15 protein-coding genes and 1 pseudogene are annotated in these 16,952 nt (G+C 57.5%); 10 read left to right on the forward strand and 6 right to left on the reverse strand.

Annotated features, from left to right (window positions below; translation table 11 throughout):
- Positions 1 to 123 precede the first annotated feature (123 nt).
- Positions 124 to 420: pseudogene (locus AB3X95_RS28965) on the reverse strand (DNA polymerase Y family protein); the annotation flags it as partial.
- Entirely contained in the window at positions 350 to 1,057 is a 708-nt protein-coding gene (imuA, locus tag AB3X95_RS28970) for a translesion DNA synthesis-associated protein ImuA (RefSeq protein ID WP_368593584.1), read from the reverse strand. The pseudogene AB3X95_RS28965 and the gene imuA, both read right to left, overlap by 71 nt.
- 86 nt (positions 1,058 to 1,143) lie before the next feature.
- On the opposite strand from imuA, the gene AB3X95_RS28975 reads away from it, so the two are divergent.
- Positions 1,144 to 1,458 carry a hypothetical protein gene (locus tag AB3X95_RS28975; protein ID WP_368593585.1) on the forward strand — a complete coding sequence of 105 codons (315 nt, stop codon included), beginning with the start codon at positions 1,144 to 1,146 and terminating at the stop codon, positions 1,456 to 1,458.
- A gap of 306 nt (positions 1,459 to 1,764) precedes the next feature.
- Here AB3X95_RS28975 and AB3X95_RS28980 read toward each other — a convergent pair whose 3' ends face one another.
- A complete protein-coding gene (locus AB3X95_RS28980; protein WP_368593586.1) occupies positions 1,765 to 2,136 on the reverse strand; it encodes a hypothetical protein in 372 nt (123 codons plus the stop codon).
- 1,304 nt (positions 2,137 to 3,440) lie between these two features.
- On the opposite strand from AB3X95_RS28980, the gene AB3X95_RS28985 reads away from it, so the two are divergent.
- The 3 genes from AB3X95_RS28985 to AB3X95_RS28995 all read left to right on the forward strand — a co-directional run bounded on the left by AB3X95_RS28985 (position 3,441) and on the right by AB3X95_RS28995 (position 6,260).
- On the forward strand, positions 3,441 to 3,695 hold the full coding sequence (locus AB3X95_RS28985; RefSeq protein ID WP_368593587.1) for a hypothetical protein: 255 nt from the start codon (positions 3,441 to 3,443) through the stop codon (positions 3,693 to 3,695).
- Positions 3,696 to 4,245: 550 nt separating this feature from the next.
- The gene (locus AB3X95_RS28990) at positions 4,246 to 4,911 is read left to right on the forward strand and encodes a hypothetical protein (protein ID WP_368593588.1); all 666 of its coding nucleotides are present in this window, start codon (positions 4,246 to 4,248) and stop codon (positions 4,909 to 4,911) included.
- A gap of 752 nt (positions 4,912 to 5,663) precedes the next feature.
- Complete coding sequence (locus tag AB3X95_RS28995) at positions 5,664 to 6,260, forward strand: tyrosine-type recombinase/integrase (protein ID WP_368593589.1); 597 nt, start codon at positions 5,664 to 5,666, stop codon at positions 6,258 to 6,260.
- Between the two features lie 343 nt (positions 6,261 to 6,603).
- On the opposite strand, the gene AB3X95_RS29000 is transcribed toward AB3X95_RS28995, so the two are convergent.
- Both AB3X95_RS29000 and AB3X95_RS29005 read right to left on the reverse strand, forming a co-directional pair.
- The gene (locus AB3X95_RS29000; protein WP_368593590.1) at positions 6,604 to 7,623 is read right to left on the reverse strand and encodes a ParB/RepB/Spo0J family partition protein; all 1,020 of its coding nucleotides are present in this window, start codon (positions 7,621 to 7,623) and stop codon (positions 6,604 to 6,606) included.
- Positions 7,620 to 8,846 carry a ParA family protein gene (locus tag AB3X95_RS29005; protein WP_368593591.1) on the reverse strand — a complete coding sequence of 409 codons (1,227 nt, stop codon included), beginning with the start codon at positions 8,844 to 8,846 and terminating at the stop codon, positions 7,620 to 7,622. Before AB3X95_RS29005 ends, AB3X95_RS29000 begins: the two co-directional genes overlap by 4 nt.
- A 981-nt stretch (positions 8,847 to 9,827) precedes the next feature.
- Between AB3X95_RS29005 and AB3X95_RS29010 the strand changes: the two genes are divergently transcribed.
- The 6 genes from AB3X95_RS29010 (at position 9,828) to AB3X95_RS29035 (ending at position 16,177) form a co-directional block, all read left to right on the forward strand.
- A complete protein-coding gene (locus AB3X95_RS29010; protein WP_368593592.1) occupies positions 9,828 to 11,036 on the forward strand; it encodes a replication initiation protein in 1,209 nt (402 codons plus the stop codon).
- A gap of 516 nt (positions 11,037 to 11,552) precedes the next feature.
- Positions 11,553 to 12,581 carry a tRNA 2-selenouridine(34) synthase MnmH gene (mnmH, locus tag AB3X95_RS29015; RefSeq protein ID WP_368593593.1) on the forward strand — a complete coding sequence of 343 codons (1,029 nt, stop codon included), beginning with the start codon at positions 11,553 to 11,555 and terminating at the stop codon, positions 12,579 to 12,581.
- Positions 12,582 to 12,839: 258 nt separating this feature from the next.
- Entirely contained in the window at positions 12,840 to 13,895 is a 1,056-nt protein-coding gene (locus tag AB3X95_RS29020; protein ID WP_368593594.1) for a hypothetical protein, read from the forward strand.
- A gap of 326 nt (positions 13,896 to 14,221) precedes the next feature.
- A complete protein-coding gene (locus AB3X95_RS29025; protein WP_368593595.1) occupies positions 14,222 to 14,485 on the forward strand; it encodes a hypothetical protein in 264 nt (87 codons plus the stop codon).
- 14 nt (positions 14,486 to 14,499) lie between these two features.
- Entirely contained in the window at positions 14,500 to 15,219 is a 720-nt protein-coding gene (locus AB3X95_RS29030) for an autoinducer binding domain-containing protein (protein ID WP_368593596.1), read from the forward strand.
- 238 nt (positions 15,220 to 15,457) lie between these two features.
- The gene (locus tag AB3X95_RS29035) at positions 15,458 to 16,177 is read left to right on the forward strand and encodes a fatty acid desaturase (RefSeq protein ID WP_368593597.1); all 720 of its coding nucleotides are present in this window, start codon (positions 15,458 to 15,460) and stop codon (positions 16,175 to 16,177) included.
- A gap of 71 nt (positions 16,178 to 16,248) precedes the next feature.
- Here the strand turns inward: AB3X95_RS29035 and AB3X95_RS29040 are convergent, their stop codons facing one another.
- Entirely contained in the window at positions 16,249 to 16,536 is a 288-nt protein-coding gene (locus tag AB3X95_RS29040; protein ID WP_368593598.1) for an Arc family DNA-binding protein, read from the reverse strand.
- Between the last annotated feature and the right edge of the window lie 416 nt (positions 16,537 to 16,952).

The raw sequence follows: 16,952 nt of genomic DNA on the forward strand, positions 1-16,952 counted from the left end.
CTACCGCTCGCGCAGACCGTCGACGACTACGCCGCGCTTCTTCCCTGGTGCATGCCCGCCGAACTGCGGTAAGTCTATTGCCCTGTTCAACAACTCTGATGGGCGTCGTTAATTGACCGCTTACGCTTCATCAAGCAGCGCAACTTCTGGAGAGAAACGCACTAGCGCGATGCCGACCTCGCGCTGCGCCGCGCTCTCGCGGCCCACATCGCGCTCGTGCATCTCTGTCTCGGGTGACAGGGTTAGCACCCCGCCACGCTTCATGCCGAGGCGAATACCAGCCGCGCGCGCCGCACTGTCGGCAATGACCACCTTGTCTTTCTCGAGCACAGCACTGCCCTGAGGCGGCTCAGGCGACCACTTCGGTCGGAATACCTCTAGCTGAAGCGTAGGCAGATGAACGGCGAGAAAGACGCGCATGTCGGGAAAGCAGAACTGGGGTTGGTTGAAGCGGAATCGATAGAGGCTCTGCGCGGGAGGGCCCTCGTCGTTTAACAATGTCGACAGTCAACCCGTCGGCTGATGGTCTCAAAGCCAGCCTCAGCAGCGCCGGCGATGAGTCCTGCGCTGCGGCAAGAGGCCTGACCATCACGAAAAGTGTTTCGGATGACTGCGCCGCAAGGTGCAGGCGTCGAAGCGATGACGCCTGTGCGTACTGCGTCCAGAAAATCAGTGCGCTGCAGCTTCGGGCTCGCAGAATCTGCTCCGCCGACCAGAGCGCATCCGCGGTTTTCTGCGCCTTCACCCGCAGCACCTGCCCGATGGAGAGGCCGATGTAGCTCAGGCCCAGTCCATCTGGGGTATGCGGTGGCTGGACAAATACTACCGGCCGCTCCCCGGCGGCACTGAGCGCGGGACGCAACAACCGGAGTTCACCCACGCCGGCTTGCTGCACCAGCAGGTCGACGAGCGCGCCGACCGGCCAGCCGCCTCCAGGCAACTCGGCGGACAGCGCCGGGTAGCCCGTTTCCACGACCCGCTCACGGCCACGCGCGAGCTGGGAAGCCCGCCACAGGGACGGGTGTATTTCTTCAGCCGGAACGGTAGCGGTGGGCATGGTGCATCAAAAAGCCTGTATATTTATACAGTATGCTACACGCAATTCTAGGATAGTGAACAGGCACTTTTAATCGGGGGCTGAACATGGATGCTCGCGTTCGGAAGGATGGCCATCCAATGCCGGAGATGGCGGCGTTCATGGCAGACATGCGTGATGCCTTCGGCGACGCATGTGTCGACGATGCGGTCCGGCGTGGCAAAGCCGGTGAGGCGACGTTTTACGCCTGTGAAAATGGTCGAACCGTTGGCACCGCAAGTCCGGCGAACGACAATGTGTGGCGCGTCAACGCAGACGTACGCGACCGGTATTACTGTCCCGGCTGTGATGCCCGATGCGTCGGACAGGGTGTAGGTTGCACGGAGTGGCTGCAACGGCAGGCAGGCAAGGAGAACGTGTGAAGCAAATCGGACCGGGCGTTTTAATGGCGGCACTTGCGTCGACGGCTGCGGTTGGCACCTACACGGAAATCTGGAATCCGCCAGAAGCTCGCGCGACTGCCCACACAGGGTCAGTGCTGCGCACAAGCCTCCAGGGGTATCGATCCCAATGCGCATCCGTAGCACCTCGGTTCATGCGGCGACAGCGCATCGATCGCGGCAGGCACAGAAAGCGTGCACATCGCTTTCCGGGGTGAAGATAACCCTGAACGATCAGTTATCCTGAATTGATCTCTGCAATCCTTTTGCGACCGCCCGCAAAGGCTGCTATGACATTCCATCCGGATCGACGTCCGGAACAGGTGACCTCGCGGTGCCGGCGAGGAATTGCCTGAGGCGGCGTTCTGCGCTGATTATCTTGTGCAGGGGTACGGCGGCGAGCTGCGCATCGTGCAACGCCAGCAGGCTCTCAAAAGCGGGAACAGCGTCTTTCGCGAGCACCCACTCGTTTGCCGCATGGGCCAGTTTCAGCGCCGCTTCCACGGCGTATTCTGCCGCCTTGAACCGCCCAACCGGTTCGCTTCCGTAACCGTCCTGCTGGAGAAACCATGCGAGGTACACGGTTCGGATCAGCTCGTTAAACAGATGCCCGTTGCCGTGACCGTCGCGGCAGGCAACCAGGGCAAGATGGGAGGTCAATGATTGCTCCCGCGCCGACGCCTGGTCCATCGGCAATAACATCGCTTTGGTGAGGTGCTTTCGTGGCCGCGAAACACCTGCTCCGCCTCGCCTGGAACTCATGTTGTCTGAAAATGTAGGTGTGACAGTGCGGCTATTCTAGCGAGGTCTTCCCCGTGATCGGCGATTCTGGCGTCGCGAGCCCCTCCCCGTCCGTCGTCTTTCCGCGATAGTCCGTGCTACTGGAGCAGACCTTATCCGGAGGACGACGCCGGCGCGGCGAATGAACGGGACCTACGGCGCAGGAGCGCACGGTCGTGTAATCCAGCCGTGAGAAGATTGGCGGACACCGCAACGGGCTCCCGTGAGCGTGCGTGGGCGAGCACGCACCAAGTGTCCAATGGCAGCGTCTTTGAATCGGAGAAAGGATGGGCACGGTAATCAGGTACGGCATGTTCCTTCTGGCGATCGCTTTTCCCGCGTTTGCTGGCGCCCGGTACGTTGAAGTGTGGAATCCGCCTGAGGCGCGAGGCGACACGCAGCGGGTACAACCGGTCCGCAAGGCACCGAAGCATCGGCGCGCGAGTATGCGAACCGGGCGTAGCCAGCTGCAGCACCGCGTCGTTGCGGCAGCGCCCGGCCCACAGGCATCCGTCGCCGCGGTCGGGCACCGCACGGGAGAGCCACGCTACGACGACATTCCCCGTCAGATCACGCCTGAGGGCAATGTACTTCGCGTAGGTGGGCGTCGCGCAGAGGTCGAGGTCGAACGCTGACGCAAAGCGAGCAATATAAGGGCTACATGCTGTGGGGCCATGCCATTCTGCCCGCTCCTTCCCGTTGACCAAGCCGCCCCGAACCCTCAACGCAATGCTAAAGTTCTGGTAAAAAACGCAGCCCGGCGATACCGTGCGTGCTGTCGTGGCTGGTTGAGACTGCGCAATCGCCCTGCTACCCGTTCCGCTGTTAGGGTGTGCGCCGTCGCCCGGCTTCGGCGTAAAAAACACCACAAACAATGTATCATTCACTACAACACCCACCCGCGGCGAGGCAGACCACTCCCGGCACGTCAAATTGCCGCCCACAGAGCCCGTCGCAAGCCCGATGTTGACCGATTGTCGTGAAACATTTCTGCGGCGAACATAAATAAGCTCAGTGAAACAATGCCTTGCAAGTATCGGCCTGTTTGTCCGCCTGTTTCACGAGTGAGGCTCCACGGTTTTTTCTCTCGCGGAACATTTATTTCGGAGTCCGAATCCAGCCCCCGTAGCGCGAGGCAGTTCGACATAGATCGTGGCATCATCCTTCGGTGCTCGGAGACTGCCATGCAGCAAATCAAGGCGGCCACCACAATCTCGGGCCATCCTGCACTGGATCAAGAGGTGGGACTGCCGCGCGAAGTCGTGCTGCAATTGGAAGCACTCGCCATAAACGCGCCGCGTCGGCGCTATCTCTACGTTCCCGCCGCTGCGATTGTCGCGCTCGATCATCGGAACTTCGCTCGCGAAGCCACAAGCTGGGAGACCTTGCAGATGCGACTGCATGACACCGGTGGGGCGATGACACGCTCACTCGGATAAAGTCAGACGTCGACACAACATGCTTTGCGGCACCGGAAGCTACGGGCGATCTACGGCTGCACTCCATCGGATGCGCAGTACGCTGCGGTAATGGTATGCACCGGCTAGGCGCCGCCGTGTGCTCGCGAGCGGCGGGCGCGAAACAGCGGTCACGGCAGAAGGCCGCTCGATATTCGCAAGGTCAATGTCAGAGCCAGGATGTGTATGCCCCATCGGCGCAACTGAATCGCGACGCAATCACGCGAGGGGAAACCGTCCACGTGTCGGGCGACTCGAACGGTGCGAGAAGCGGACGCGCCCTGCTCGGCTTGGTTTCAGGCCGCGACGTGCATTTTTTCCATTTTTCGCGCGTCGCTCACACTGACAAAACTTACCCCACAGGCGGAACTCCGCACCCGAATGGGCATGTGGTTAAGCCCGTCGGCCGACGATGCATTTCGGTGCAGGTGGCAGCGAGTTACCCCGCCCGTCGCGCACGCGCTGGCCGACGACGCTTGGCTGCAGCGGCAATTGAGTGCACCGAATTATTTGAACATGCCCGGATAACAGCATGGCTAACCAGCGCCACGCCATCACCCTCACGCGGGCCTACGCGCGCAGCGACATTCCGATGCTGCGCGCCTTTGCGCGGCGCACAGCGCCCGCCACCATCGCACGCCTGTACTTCGCCCAAGATGAGAACGGCAACGAACCCACCGCGGGCTGGGTAGAGTCGTACCCGCGGCGTATGCAGGTGTATCGGATGGAACTGGCGATTGTGCATGCCTCCCCCGTGCTGGCTGGACACCTGAAGGCTTCGACTAAAGCCCACGACAGCTTCCGGCTGACGGCGCACAGCCTAAAAATGGTCGAACAGGCGACTGCGCGCGCGCCATCGCGCAAACGCAGGCGGGGAACGCGGCGGGCCGATGCTGGCTGGGTGCCTAAAGGCCGGGTGCATCGGCACCGTCGCCGATCTTGTCGACTTCTCGCAAGTTGCGCGACGGCAGCTGGTAGCGTGCTGTACCGCGCATCGGGACCGGTCGCGCACGACGGGTGCGCCTACGCAGATATTGCGGTCGACGATCACTTTGCGGCGCCGCCAGCGAGCGTGGGTTTATCGAGGGTCCGTCGCGCGGGCCTGTGTCGCTCAAGCGCATGGCCCGTCAGGCACGCACTCTCCGGCATAAACGGAACCGACCGGTGCACCACCATTCCGTACATCGCCGCGAGATGATCGAGGCCGTGCGCGCCTACACGAAGGTACTCGAACGCTCTTTGCTGTGGCGGTCAGCATACGTGAGCCAATCAGTTCATCGTTGGTCGACGACTGCGCGGCACACAAAGATTTCCTCGGAATGTCCGTCCGTCGTCCGTGGATCCGACGAGGTCCCGCGAAGCGGGCCGGTGGCGGCCTTTCGCGTCTGCAGTTTTGAGCGGTGAGACGCAGAAGTATGCAGTGCGCGTGCCGCCTTTGCCCGGCAGGTGAAGATGCGACACCTCGCCGCTAACCCGCGGGATGGCGTGACCTATCATCTCATTGTCCAGTGGATCGACGTGATGAAGGTCGGCCGCGCCTCGCCCGCCACCTTGTGGCGTCGCATTCGGATCTTCATGCGAGGCACCGGAGGCCGCGTACTGGCAGGCCGTGCGGGTCGCCCTGTTGCTGGGCGGCAACTCTGGGCTTCGGCGCGAGGTATTGGGCTAATCCTCGCCACGGAGAAATGTCACCTGCATTGCTCAACGACGATGGGATTACGATCTGGCAACTGTGCACGACCGGCAAGCGTAGCCGGGAGCGGATTATGCCTGTCAGCACGGCGACCGTGCACGCTGACAGCGGTCGCACTCACGCGAGCTCTGCCTCGACTTAAATGCCGGGATGGGAGACCGACCGCTGGCCCCAACGTTTATTCCTAGAACTAGGTACGCCCGGAAAAAGCATGCGGACGGAAGCCTCCACCCTACCATCCCGACTCCATCAACACGATGATGGAATCGGCGCAAAAACGGTTCATTTCGTGGATGCCGGATCTGACCGCCGATGAATTGAAGTCGCTGGCGGGTACCTCTCCGCATGCGGTCCGGCACATGTTCGGCACTCAGGCAGGCGCCCACGATGTGCCACTGGATGTCGTTCGGCGCATTCCCGGCCATGCGTCCCTTCAGACAACAACAATCTATCTGCAGGCGGAAAAGCAACGGCTGCTGCACGAGGCGTTCGGCTATTTCCAACGACAGGGCTGCCCCCGCACTCGCCACCCAGCACTATGCTCGCGTCCACCTCAACTGCTCAACGCGCGACGACCGCTAGCAACGGTGACCTGCACGATAGCGGTCAATCGGGCTGAACAACAGATCCTGCCAATGACTAGGCCGCAAAGACGGGCGCTCTCGGGGTTGGAACGGCTCACAGCGAAAGCACGATTTCGGCAAGCTACGGAGCACTTCCTGCCGCCGTCCACCGCGTGGATCGCCACTGCGGCCACCGGATTCATCTGCGAGACTCAAAAGTCATGGTTCATGGGAACGATGCAGAGGGAGCTATTTCCTGCTGCAAAACGACTGCCCCGCATGGTCTGTTGAGTCCCACTCACCGTCCGCCTCGCCACGAAAGGTCATGGTTTGTGGGCACCATGATCTGGCGTTGATTGAGGTGTTTTGTCATTGCAAAGGGCTGACAGTCAAGACTGACTGACGCGCAGCGCACCCAGCGTGTTTCGGTCTAGTGCAGCAAATAAGGCTCAGGCGGATGGCGGCCGTCGTATAAATGATGCAATCGGGGTGCGATGCCACAGGCTAGCCGAGCGAGGAGCATGGATGCGTCTGCACGGGCGACCGCAGTTTCCGCATAAGTTACTGATTTTGTGGGACATCCAATTTGGATGGCGCGCCCCTACTTTCTGGACTTCCGCCTAAGCTATTGATTTTACTGGACATCCAAATTGGATGGTGGATCGCCTTGACGGTCCAATTCGCTACGAATGAAGCTTGCGATTCGCTCACTCCACTCTTCCGCCAGCGCTTCGCCGTCCTTACCCGAAAACCTTAAGCCGATCACTCCGCTTCGCACAGTAACGTCGCAATACTTCTTCCGACCCACAGTAATGGTGGTCGCGGTCGGCCGCGGAGCTTTCGGGCGAACCGGAGTCGCGAGCGCCAGTGCCCTTTCCTGAGTCATTTCGTCCGAATCCATCAACGCCTTGATCGCCCTTGTGACCGCTTCTTCGTGCCCTTGCTGGGCCAAAGCGGCAAGCTTGGCCGCCGCGGTACCGCCAAGTCGATGCGGCTTTGCCGCAATCATCGTCTTGGCTGCCACGGGAAGATTCTCGAACGCGAGAATTCGTGCAACGTGGCTCTGCGCTAGGCCGGACGCTCGGATTATGTCCGCCTGTGTGAGACCCAGATTTTCTTGAATGCGCTGAAATTGTCGATACTTTTCAAAATCAGGAAGCGATGGCGCAAGCAGATTTGAAAACGCGGCTCCCAGCTCAACCTCTGTGTCGCTTCCGGTAAAAGGCACCGCTCGGATTTTGGTTCGCTTCAGATCGTCCCGGTAGATAGCTACCCGGTTGTTCCCGGAAATGATCTCATTCCGACCGTCGCTCAGAGGTCGGAATACGATCGGGTGAATAAGAGGGTTAGCTTCGAGATTTGCGCGAAGTTCACCGTACTCTTGTTGTGATAACACGCGTCGGCGGCCGGGCACCTCCACGAGGGTCGATATTTCCACCTCTTCCGAATACGCACTGCCGTTCGACTCAAGCTCTTCAATGCGTTTGATCGCGACCTGTAGTTCCTTTTCCTTTTCCGCGAGCAAGGGCAGTGAGGCCATCAATTGACCTGGTGCTGTCTTCGGCCTGCCCGGCGCGTCTTCGTTGCTTTTCGGGGCCCGCGGCAGTGTTCCAATCGTGGCAGACTTTGCGGCAAGACTGTTTTTGATGCTCATTCGGCCTCCTGATGTACGTTCCAGAGTGCGACGAGTTGCTGATCGACGATTTCTGCGAATCGATCGTACGCCTCTCTCGCGCGCTGATAAGTTTTCAAGCTTCCTTGGTAACGCGAGATGTCGTATACCGTGCCAAATTCGGCGGCGGCCGTTTGAGTAACCGCCGTCGTGGGAATCTCTATCGGGAGAACGAGACCTTCGTAGGTCTTGTTAATCCAGTCACGCACGATCGGCGTCGCGGCTTGACTCTGATCGACTTTGGCTAACAGCACGTGAATAAAGTCAAAGCTCTTGACGAGCTCGGGCGCGACTTGCTGCATGCTTTCGGACAGATCAGAAAATAAATTCCAAAACTGTGTCGACGACGCATAGTCGAGCGCACTCGGTGGCGTGGGGACAATAAGTCCGTCTGCGGCCATGAAAGCGTTGATGGTCAAGTAGGACAGGGCAGGGGGCGTATCAATGATGACAACGTCGTACTCAGGCAAGAGTGGCTCGAGCCCCCTGTTCAGCACATTCCAAAACTGGAATGACTGATCCTTCGACTGCTTGAAGGGTAGAAAGAATTCCGCACCAAACAATGCCGCACTCGCCGGAATGAGATCCACGCCGTCCCAGTAAGTCGACTGAACCGCATATTGAAGGTCTTCCTCATCGCCATAGATCAAGGGAAGCACGGTTTGCTCATCCGAGACTTCACTGTCTGCCAAGATGCCGTGAAGCGCCGAAAGTGACGCCTGAGGGTCGAGATCGACGAGCAAGACTCTGCGACCAAACAAAGAAAGGCCTTGTGCAAGCGTCATGGCGGTGGTGGTTTTACTAACTCCACCCTTGAAGTTGCCAATCGCGATCTTCTTCCCATTGACTCCCGTCGGCCGCTTCAAATAGGGGCCAATGCGGTCAATCCACACGCGCGCCTCAGAGAGAGTAAATTCCCGGCTACGACTATGCCGGAGCGTGCCTTGAGGCAGGCCCGACTCCGTTCTCGACAAATAATGCATGCGTTGCCTGTCAATCCGGCACAAGTCGCCGACCTGAGCTGTCGTAAACACGGGGGGATTCTTGCGCGGGTGAGGGGCGAGCATGCTTTCGCGAACATCTACGAGCATTCCACTGGCGTTATCCGCAATCGATTTGATTGCGCTGAGTGGCATCGGCTTCGGTGCATGCTTGAGCTTTATCGACATTTGTGGCTTTTCAGCCCGTCGGACTGCTGTGTTCATCAACGGCTCCCTTATCGATGTAACGACCACCGTCACATGTTTTATTCAACACAGAGAACTGAAAGCAGCATCCGATGTTGAATTTCGCGGAAGCTTAGTGGTTAATCGGGGTGAGCGCAAGTGATACGTGACAATTTGCCAACTCCTACGAGTCCCGTGTGCCGGAGCATGACGGGCTTTTCCTAGAAACCACGTTAGATCGTCAATATATCGACGGACCTTCGGAGGGAGTTGAACCGCTGGTTTTCTGCTTTAACCAACCGTCCGAGAAACAACACCTGTTTGTTGTTCTTTAAGAAACAACGACTTTAAAAACGTTTACGTCCGTCGGATGCTTGCCAGGCAAGGGTTTGCAGGAGGTCAGGTCATATTCTATGGGGCGGTCGGTCAGGGTTTATGGGTAGATGCAGGACCTTTAGGTCAGCTTTCATGGGGCGAAGGGTCATGGTTCATGGGGTTGGGTCAGGGTCTATGGGGCGATCGCATGTGCGTAGAGCAAGTTATTGATTGGCCTACATTTTCTAATTTTCCCCCCCTCGCAAAGGTCATGGTGTATGGGGCGGTGGGGCCGCTGTTATGCGCGGAACTCAGTTCTCCCCACATACCCTGACCTTTCATGACCCGCGGTCACAGCCTTGAAGGGCGTCATGCGATATACCGAAGCCAGATCCCGCTGGCCCACAGGATCGTCTCGCCCCACAAACCCTGACTTTTACCGTTTCCGTCACCCACATCGGCAAAGGTCCCCACAAACCATGACCTTTCGATTCCTCACCTGCCGAAAGCTACCCACAAAATATGACTTTTCGCTGCCGCAATGGGCGTCCCCACAAACCCTGACCTTTCCCGATGTTCGCAATCCGTTCCGGAAAGGTCAGGGTTCATGGGGAACGTCAAACGGAAATACAACAAAAGTCAGTATGAGACGGTTGCCGGCATGACTTTTAGCTCCTAGAATCCGGAAAGTCTTATGGAGAGTGCATGCCCAACATTAAGCCGCTCGGTCTTCCGCCTAGCGAACTGAAAAAGCACGTTGCGACAGTTCACGTCAGCGGTGAACTGTCGTTGCTCGAGCGCAAGATCGTCAACGTCCTGCTACTCAACGCGTTTGACGATCTACTCACGAAGAAGCGCCACACGTTGCCAGTGGGCATCCTTTGTACAATGTTGGGTTTCGACAGCAAGAATCACGATGCATTGAAGCGTGCGTTGCTGAAGGTAATGTCAACACCAATCTCGTTCGACCTTTTGCACGATGGCGGAAAAACGGACTGGGAAGCGTCGCCGCTCATCGCATACGCCGGCATCAAGAATGGCATTTGCTCCTACGAGTACAGCGACTGGCTCGCCGGGAAGCTCGCGAATCCTGATATCTACACCCTCATCAACATCAACGTTCAGCGGCAGTTCAGCGGAGGCTACGCGCTTGCCCTTTACGAGAACTGTCTTCGATTCAAGCGAACGGGATCGACGGGGTGGATCTCGGTGGAAACATGGCGTCGGCTGCTCGGCGCAGATGCAAGTATGTACGATGAGTTCAAACATTTTTCCGCCGAAGTGATCAAAAAGGCCGTTAAAGAGATCAATCAGGTCTCGAACATTATCGTGTCTCCGGAGTACAAGCGAGAGGCAAGACGCGTCGTCCAGATACGCTTCCTAGTCGAAGATAATCCTCAAAAGTCCATGTACGACAACCAGGAGGATGAAGAGCAAAAATCTATTCGGGGCTCCGAAGCATTCAAGCGACTCACTCTCCTTGGAGTCGGAGACAGGCTGGCTATAAGTTGGATTCAGCAGGAACCGGATCGAGCGTTACAGACAGCCATTTATGTCGAAGCGAAGGCGAAAAGCAAACAGATTCGCGGAAATGCTGGGGGCTACGCAAGGACCGTATTCGAGAAGGGCGCTCGCATCGAAGCGGGGTCTCAGCGAAATGGGCAGACCGAATCGACTTTAATACACCCCGCAGTTGCCGAGAACGATACTTCTGCTGAAGACCGTTCGCGCCGGACGACTGCGAAAATCAAATCGTTGACGCTTGAGGAGAAGCAAAAGTTCGCCGGCGAATACATGGCAGAGGGAGGCAAGGGAAACACTTACCAGCCCGAAACTGGGACATTCAAGAACGCCTTGGAGCGAACGGCTTATACCTCATGGTTACGCGCCAAGATCGCGGGCGCGGCGGAGTAATTCCGCGCTGCTCGAGCTGTATCGCTAGGTTGCGGCCGCGGCCTAGCCGGTGACCGCGGAACGCTATACCAACGCAATCACTACGTACTACGAAGAGTTGCGGACGTTTCCGCATCGTGGGAATCCAATGGATGACATTCGCGAGGGCCTGCGCGCCACGGAATACGGCAAGAGAATAGAGATAGTTTTCGACGTCGAAGGGAGCAGGTCTCTGCGATCGGCATTCTCTACGGGCGACAGGACTACGAGACGGTCGTGCAGGACGACACCAACGACTCTCCTGACCCTGCCTGCGAGGTTTTTCGTCCACGCTGCACCAACTATGCGGGCGGTGCCATTCCCTCTGTTTGTTTGAGCGTTCGCGGGTAATCTAGGGAATCCTTGAAGCCGCCCGATATTCGCGGGAGGCCTTCAGTACAACGACATCGTGAGCGCTTAATCTCTCGATGCGTTGAGTCCCAACCGGTCAGCATAGAGTACATTAGCCGTACGCCAAAAGTTACAGGATAGGTGGGCATGTACCGATTCGAAGATTACGATCTTATCATCGACGCGCGTAGCGAACGCGAATACGCCGTAGACCACATCCCTGGGGCGATCAACCTACCCGTAGTCAGCAATGACGAATACGCCGAGGTCGGCACCCTGCATCGGACCGACAAAATGCGGGCCTATCTGATCGGCGTTTCCTATTCGCTGAAAAACATTTCGCGTCACCTTGACACCGTAATTGCGGGCCGCCCACGTCATGGCCGGGTGCTTGTGTATTGCTTTCGCGGCGGAAAGCGCAGTCGCCTTTGGTTTGATGCTCTCGATACGATCGGCTATAAGGTGGACCGCCTGCCTGGTGGCTGGAAGGGCTATAGACGTTGGGTAAACGAGCAACTGGCAACGCTGCCGCGCGAGCTCTCGTATGTGGTCCTGTCAGGCTCGACTGGTTGTGGAAAAACTCGCCTGCTAGATCAACTCGAAGCCGCCGGCGCGCAGGTGTTGAATCTGGAGGCGCTCGCATCTCACCGGGGCTCGGTCATTGGTGCGATACCCGGTACGCCGCAGCCGACGCAGAAATACTTTGATAGCCTGCTGCAACAGAAGCTTTGTACCTTCTCGCCCGGTCGCCCGGTGTGGGTGGAAGCAGAGAGCAAGAAGATTGGCAACGTACAGCTACCGCCAGCGCTGCTCGAAACGATGCATAAGAAGGGCAAGCTTGTCTGCGTGAAAGCGCCGATGGCCGAGCGAGTCATATTGTGGCGAGAGGACTATCACCATTTTGAGCAAGATCCCGATGCCTTCGTATCAAAGCTCGCCTTTCTACGGAGCCATGTCGGAGGAAAAGAGTTCGAGGTGTGGCAGGAAATGGCCAGATCACGGCGAATACCCGAGTTGTTCGAGCGAGTCATGGCCGCTCACTACGATCCCACCTATGCGCGTTCGACTAGGCGCAGTTACCCTGCACTTGAAGATGCGCCCGTCATTGAGTTGCCGGAACTGTCACCAGACAGTCTCCGCGCCGTAGCGCTTGCGCTCATTGAGCGCTTCGGCTAAGGCCCTTATCTCAAGTTCGCTAGAGCCGCTGCTTCGGCGCAAAACCACACGCGAAACGGGTGGGATAGGGCATATTTTCCATATCTTCCATGCAAGAAACATAGCGCGCAGAAAAATTTCCGCGTTGTACCGGTTGGTACCTTTCTTCGTGTTTCCGTTTGTAACTGAATTGGTGGAGGCCAAGGGAGGACGGGTATGGTCATATCTTATGAATTGATCTAATCGGGACAGATTGACTGATTGGGATTGCTTCGGAATATGACCACGACGATCGAAGACCGCATGATCTTGCTCCTGAATGAGCAGGCACGCCTCGCGCCAGGTGAAGACGAAAGGCCAGAGGGGGCATTGCGCAGGGCGTTCGGTACTCTGCTCCCGAGGCCCGAGCCTGGTCGCGGTTATTTGGAGCGGCTGACGGAATACACCCGTATTTCCGTTCAGCGCTGGCGTAAGGTGTTTCATCGTCGACAACGACCCACGCCAGACATGATCGAGGCGCTGGCGCGTCTTTTCCCGCACTATGCTTTCTGGCTTGTCACCGGCATTACAGACGCGGCTAATGGCCATGTCGCACCGGATAACGCTCAAACATTTCCCGAACGCCTGTATGCGCAGTCAGATGGCGCATCCCAGTATTTCCGCAAATCACTGATTCTATTTCGCCGACTGTTCGAAGAGTCGGGCGTCAATCTGGAAGATGACCATCAGCGAATGTATGCAACGGAACGCACCAGGCCGCTCGCTCACTGGCACGACAGCCCGCTTGTCGATGCGGCTTACCGGATCTCTCAATCGAGAGAGTACTGCGAGCTGCGTGAGATCTGGGAGTCCCGCGAGAAGTACCGGGCTGATGACCTGAAACGCATTTGGCCAACATCCCCTGACGATCGGCCGTGGGTTCAGCGCGCCAAGGATGCAAAGGAACAGGGGCTTTCGTTACCCATACTGGGCGCCGATCCCCGCACAGCGCACCAGGACCACTGCGATCTTTACTACGTCCCGCGAGAGCCTTGCCCAACTCGTTTCGCATTGAGCGTTCTAAACACGTCGCCGGCGGAGTTGACTGGCGAGGAGTTGCAGCGCCTGCGAACGTGGCTGAAGCAGCTGCAGGACGATGACCTGTCCGTGTTCTTTCAGTATCTCGAACATCACGGCATCGATCGCGAATTAATTTTCCCGTGGGAGCCCGGGACCATACGATTCGCGTGGCTCGGGATGGCCGAGTCTGAGATAGACCGGTTCGTCAATTACGTGCAAAGACTGCGTTCGAGTCGACCGCGCGATACGTATCCAGCACGGGCTCGGGCTGGGTGAAGGCTGGCGTTGCACTCGGGCGCAGGAAGTGGCCGGGCGATTCGCCGGAGTGATGAGATTTGTTGGATTGGGAATTATGAGCGACTGTATCAGCATTGTGTGCCCCTCTTGTGGGGCCAATCACGGCGATGATGGATGGGAAGTCTTGCAGGAAAACGACGTCCATCGGATGAGGTGCGAAGTCTGCCACGCGGAATTTCTCGTGTCGATCTTCGAGTGCGAAAGATGTGTGGCAGACAATGTGATTTCGTCTCTGTCTGAGCATGAAGTCAAGAATAGGACGTGTCGTGCGTGTGGACATCGCCCCGAGATCGAAGGCGAGGATTATGAAGAACCTTGTCTATGAGCGAGCTGTTAGCGCCGATGTCGAGAAGGTGGGCATTCGCCTCTATCAGGTGCCAAGCGGTTTCATTGCGGAAAGGTATCTGATTCAGGGTGACGAACTGATGCTGGTTCAGATTTTGCCGGTTTCATCAAAAGGCGAGTTTGAAAAGTTCGTGCTTTCGGACCCACATCATTCGGTGATGCGGGCAATTTATATGGAAGTGCGAAACCTTGTCTGGGCGGATGGGGTTAGTGACGTAATCTAGACGGATCGATCGTAATGGAACTGAGCTTTGATGCCGTTATAAACGCAGCGGATGAATTGGAGTTGATACCGCTTGTTAGAGACGCGATCCGATCGAAGGGGGCCGAATGGTTTGTGTTCGTTTCGTTGCATCCTACGGATCATTCAGCTAGTCGTTCCACCCATCGATTCCTGATCGGATGTCGCCCTGAATGGTGTCAACTGTACAACGCGAACCGATGGTATCTGACGGACCCTTGTCTCGATTACGCACGATCGAACACGGCGCCAGTGTTGGGATCGGAGTTGCCAGTCCGGACTGCTGGGCAAAAGCGGATGCTTGAAGTGGCCGCGGAACACGGGTTTTTCAGCACATTCCTCATTCCTGCACACGCTAGCGAGAAAGGGCGGATTGGAGCTCTCTACCTCGGCTCGAGCACGAAGCCCGAGGAAGGTGAGCCGAAACTCAGGGAGGGGAGAGCGTTTTTCCGGGCCTTGGCACTGGAGCTTCTCGATTGGTCATCGCGAGCAGTGCGAGAAGATGCGATCAGAAAATGCGGCCTTTCGCACCAGGACGTACAGTTGATTGGATTCGTCAGATCTGGCTTCAATGCGGGTGCGATCGCCGACGAGTTGAATGTGTCTTCCACAACTGTCTATAGGCAGTTCCGGCGGATCAACGAAAAGATTGGTGTTTCGCACATTACCGCGGCGGTGCGGTTTGCGGAAGAAAATGACATCTTTGCACAACAGTAAGGGCGGGTTCTGGCTATCGACGCTACTACCAGCGACTGCGGCGGCATTGTTCTCTTGCCGGCATCCTTGGACGTTTTTGCTGCTCTTGGTTGCGGTGGTTCCCGCCGCTGACGCGCTTATCGGGCAGGACGTGGGGGGCACAAACCAGAGGGCAAGCCAAGCGCCGATCGGGCCCGTGGTTCCGGTCACTTACATTTGCGTGTGGGGCGTCGCGATGCTTGTTGCCCTCGAAAGAGCGATGAGCGCGAGACCGCTGGAGTTTGCCGGACTGGTGATTGCCTCCGGGGTGTTGAGTGCTTTTGCGATGGCGCACATTCATGAGGTATTGCACCGGGGCGGGCGTCGGTCCAAGTTGATCTCCGACGTTGCGCTAGCCGTCGCTGGATACCCTCACTACCGAGTCGTACATCAACTCCACCATGGTCACGTCGGCGATCCGCGATTCGGCTCAACGGCCCATGTTGGCCTGTCGGTTTGGTGTCACGTCGGCCGTTCCTTTTTCTCGGCGCTGAGATCCGCTATCGCTTACGAGGTGCGCCAGGCTAGCGGTTGGAGGGAAAGCCGGCTCCTGCAAATCGTCCTGGTCAGCGTAGCGGTAGCGGCTCTTTTCGCGTGGTTCGCCGGCTGGCATGGGGTCGTATTCTACGTCGGGCAAGGCATAGTCTCCATTTTCGTCGTAGAAACGGTTGGCTATCTGCAGCACTATGGCCTGTGTGGCAGTCCTGATGAATTGGAAAATCAGGTCGCGTGGGATGTTAATTTCTGGCTGTCCAACCGGTTATTCGTAAATAACGGTCTTCACACTCACCACCATTTAGAGCAGACGCGTACCTATGATCGCCTGGTTCACACCGGGAGAGCGCTTCCTGGCGGCTATCTGCACATGTTCGGTCTGGCGTTAATTCCACCGCTCTGGTTCTCGGTCATGAACCATAGGCTGTCAAACGCAAACGACTAGCACAAAACGCTGGCGGTAGCAAGGCTAAGTAGGCCTCTTGAATTCGTCACACCATCTGCCGGAAAGTGTCACTACGGTGTTGTCTTAGTAGTGCGCTTGCGTGCGGCAATAGCGAGCATGCGTTCGGCGAACATCGTTATCTCGTCTGGGGTCATGAGCTCGGCGAGAGACATTGTAGTGACGGTTTCACGCATTTCGTCGACATCTGTATCGTCGCGAACGCTGAGCTGGGGATAGGTCGACTCCAAACGAGCGACCAGCTCAGCGTTGAGTGGGCGCCGATTCTTCGTGGCGGATTCCTTCAACTGGTAGTAGAGGGACCACGGTAGCCGGAATTGTGAGCGGTAGCTGTCTTTCATAGTGACATTTGACACTATGGTGGCGCTGGAATATAGTGACACAGTGTCACTATACAATAGTGACTAAAAAGCACTAGAGGAGAGGGAATGGGTGACATCGTTCGCTCGCAGTGTCGACTCCCCCGAGAGCTAAATGAGTGGCTCATCGAGCGAGCAAAGCAGGAGGCGCGGTCGAAAAATGCGCAGCTGGTTGTTGAGCTGCGTACTCGTCGGGCCGAACTAGAAGATGAGGCGGTCTGCAAGGGATGCGCATCGAATGCGCCGGCGTCGCCAACGTCGCGACACGAGGAGGTGTCAGAAGGAGATTAATTCGGCTCGCATCGCGATTCGGCCAGGTTGTTGATGGTACCCGGAGAGCGATACGAGCGGTTGATGTCGATGCTACCAACACTGACACCAACCTAACCATTTCGCAA

This window comes from Paraburkholderia sp. BR13444 (genome assembly GCF_040948755.1).
In the GTDB taxonomy this organism is placed as follows: Bacteria; Pseudomonadota; Gammaproteobacteria; order Burkholderiales; family Burkholderiaceae; genus Paraburkholderia; species Paraburkholderia youngii.